This window comes from Ferruginibacter sp. (assembly GCF_014377975.1).
GTDB lineage: Bacteria > Bacteroidota > Bacteroidia > Chitinophagales > Chitinophagaceae > Ferruginibacter.
The window spans coordinates 1-3644 of record NZ_JACMOO010000120.1; the positions used below are offsets into that span (position 1 = coordinate 1).

The following is a 3644-nucleotide window of genomic DNA, read 5'->3' on the forward strand; positions in this document are numbered from 1 at the left end:
AGTATGTAAAAGACATGGCAGAATATTTTCCATTGGCAGATGGTTCCAAACTTTCTGCGAGCATGTTCATGGAAAAATTCGGTTTCAATGCACAACAACAGTTTACACCTCTGAGCAAACTAAGCGGTGGTGAGAAAAGAAGGTTGCATTTGATGAGTGTTCTTTTTCTTAATCCTAATTTTTTAATTCTGGATGAACCGACAAATGATCTTGACCTCCAAACATTGCGTACGCTGGAGGAGTTTTTAATGGAGTTTCCCGGTTGCATATTAATTGTGAGCCACGATCGTTATTTTATGGACAGGATGGTAGAACATTTATTTGCCTTTGAAGGCGAAGGCGTGATAAAAGATTACCCCGGAAACTATTCTCAATACAGGGCTTATTTAAAAGAAGTGGAAGCAGGTACGAAAATAGATGATGGCAAAATGAATATGAGTGCCCTGCCGGAGAAAAAAGAAGAAAAGGTACAACCTGTTGAAAAACCGGGCGTCTCAAAAAAACTTTCATTCAAAGAGAAGACAGAACTGGAAAAATTGGATAAGGACCTGCCGTTGTTGCAAAAAGAAAAAGAAGAGCTGCAAACAAAAATGAGCAGCAATATTTCTTACGATGAATTGCAGAAAATATCCGGGCGTGTAAATGAGATCCTTGCTGCGCTGGATGAAAAAGAAATGCGGTGGTTGGAATTGCAGGAGCGGGGTTAATTTTATCTGCCATTGTTTTAAGTCGTACGTAAATTACCACCATTTTAATCGGGTTCGCTGTGCATCAATAACAGTCATGTTACCTGCGCTGTTTAGAGTATGCGTTGATATCAGATTCTTATCCCAATCACTGTAAATAAATTTTACGCTCTCCGTTTTATAAATATTTTCATTAAGGACTTTTATTTTTTCAATCTGCATGCCCCTTCCGTAATGTTGCGTAGAGTTCTGGCCGGGACGATACATTTCACCGAGTGAAACAAATATTTTACCGGCAGACCGTGCATTTTTTATATCCATAGATACGGGATTTTGTATATGTGGCTGCCAATCAGTACTGTCAAAACTAACTGCAAAAAATAAATGGAGCTCACTGAAAATGGAAGTTCCCGGATCTTTATTAATATTAACAAACATCCAATATTTATTTTCATAAAAATGAACAGTTGCGTCAGCTGCCTGCACATTGCTCATTAAAGTTTTACTGAATTCCCATTCATACGGAAAGCTTGTACACCTGTACAAATCAATAGTATTTTTTTCGTTAGTTTCCGGTATCATGTAGTGTACTCCATTCTTTTCAAAAATGAAAGGGTAAGACAAGTGGTAATCTTTAATCAAAATGGTTTTTGGTGAGGTAAAATTTTCATTTTCGTCCATCTCCATAACACTTAAATGACCTTTATTTTTTTTAAAATATACTTCCTCAAAAAAAATAAAATATTTATTGTCTTTGTAAACAACAAAAGGATCAGCCCAAAATCGGTCCGGGGGAGGGACAATTTTTTTAAATTTTGTGAACTCAAAAGAAACCTCTCCGGGCTTGCTTATCAGGTAATACAGGATCCATTGATCTTCGTATGTAAACCGGGTTATCAGCTTTTTTATCTTTCGGAAATACATAGAAAAAATTTGCATTAAAAATTTAAAAAGGCCGGGTTTAATAATATTAGCCGGCAAAGATTGGATGACTTCCTTTTCCTTCAGGTATAAAACAAATTTTTGCTGCCCCATTCTGTAAAATCTTTTAAGGTTTGCCAGAATTACAGAAGCGGCTTTTCCGTTGAACGTATGTATGTTTCTTAAAATACTGAAATCACTTGTGAGAAACCATGCGCTGTCAATAATCCTTACCTGATTCGTCTCTATTAGGTATTCTCTTAATTCTACACAGGTTTCTCCTTTACATGAAAAAACATCCTTTTGCGGCGAGGTTTCCCAACTCTCATTTTTTAAATAAGGAACGGACCAAATTGCATATGCAGGAATGGAAAGCATTTCCAGTGATATCTCCGCCGTGCTCATATTAATCAAAATATCAGGACGCTGTACAGGGTTTCTTTCATTGACAGAACCTGCATATTGCGATATACTCTCTAATGAAATAAAGGTCTTATCTCTGATGAAATCTTCTATATTATATGCTTTCGCACCCGCCGACATACCCGGATGCAAAAAGCTTTCAAGCTTCATATACAATTTATACAATCGATCATTAAAGTTATCATGAGAAGCTTCAGAAGCAGCAGGAACTGTAATTATAGAAACGATATCTGCAAAATCGCTATTTTGGATACCCTCTGCTATTTTGAAATCATATCCTGTAAAAGAATTTTTTTCAATCAGGAGACTAACCTTTATTTTCTCTGACACTTAAATAAACTTATGTTTGATGATAGCAAGATGGTCAGAAAATATAGTTTTTAAAAGCTATAATTTTTCCCTGCTTAAACTAAAAAGGTTCTGGTTTGTACTACAGATGGTGCAAATATATTAAAAGAAACTTTAAAGAGTGGAGAGTAATACTGACATCATAAAATAGTATTCTTAATGCTAAAAATCAACGAATTAAGGCAAAAGTTTTCACGTGAATGCTCGGATATTTGTGAACTTTACCGTTTTGTCTTTGTGTTTTTTAAAATAAATATTCTATAGAATGAAAATTATTATTTCCGTGCTCTTGTGTTTACTTTATTCAATAGCAAATTATGCACAATCTGAAAATCCTTTCATCAGGCTGGTAAATCCCACAAAAGCGAATAATACTGTGACCGTTTCCCGTCAATTCATCATTGGCAGCACTTGCAAAACCTGTACAGTAAAAATTAATGATATGCCGGTGAAGGTTTACGCCACCGGAGCTATTGCATACGAACTAAATTTAAGGGCAGGGGATACCGCTTTTAATATTATCGCTTCAAATACTGCGGGTAAAACTATTGCCAAAACGATCAGTTTTTCTTATGCCATTACTAAGCCCGCAGAACCCGTAAATACACTGAGCATAGAAAGCATCCAGACTTTCCCCGAAGGAAATCTCGTACTTGTGCCCGGTGATAAAATACAATTTAAAATAAAAGCATTGCCTGCTTCGAATGTTACCACGATAAACAATACTGTATTGTATGAAATGTCGCTTGCACAAACAAAGGGAATGGCAGGTATTTATCAGGGAGAATACATTATAAAAGCTTCCGATAATTTTTCTGCAATGAAGATTCCGATAACGCTTACTGGTAGCGACGGGCAAAAAATTATAAAAGAAACATCCAACACATTTGCGGTAATGTCCCTTTTAAGTTCTGATGTCTGTGTTACAAAAGGCAGGCTCGCTCATTTGGAATACGGTCTTGGAGATGACAGGCTTGGCGGCGCAAAGATCGGTTACCTGGATAGCCTTATCCCTTTAAAAATAATCGGCAAAGTTGGGGATAGTTATAAAATTTTACTGGCCCCTAATCACAATGCATATATTCCGGATGATCTTATAACACTTATGCCTAAAGGAAGTTTTGCAGGAGATGCATTAACAGATCGGTGGCAGGTTTTCGGAGATTCTGCTTATGATTATGTAACAGTAGGGCTTACTTCGAAATTGCCTTATCAATCCATGCAGGAAATTGATCCTTCAAAAATAATTGTAGATGTTTTCGGTGC

At 36.4% G+C, this 3644-nt stretch carries 3 protein-coding genes; 2 read left to right on the plus strand and 1 reads right to left on the minus strand.

Features of this window, described 5'->3' with window-relative positions:
• Positions 1-707 (plus strand): ATP-binding cassette domain-containing protein (locus H7254_RS06955; protein WP_301932284.1); only part of this gene is annotated, 707 nt, incomplete at its 5' end.
• A gap of 33 nt (positions 708-740) precedes the next feature.
• Here H7254_RS06955 and H7254_RS06960 read toward each other — a convergent pair.
• Complete coding sequence (locus H7254_RS06960) at positions 741-2360, minus strand: hypothetical protein (protein WP_301932285.1); 1620 nt, start codon at positions 2358-2360, stop codon at positions 741-743.
• Positions 2361-2643: 283 nt separating this feature from the next.
• Here H7254_RS06960 and H7254_RS06965 point away from each other — a divergent pair.
• A partial coding sequence (locus H7254_RS06965; RefSeq protein WP_301932286.1) for a hypothetical protein occupies positions 2644-3644 on the plus strand: 1001 nt, incomplete at its 3' end.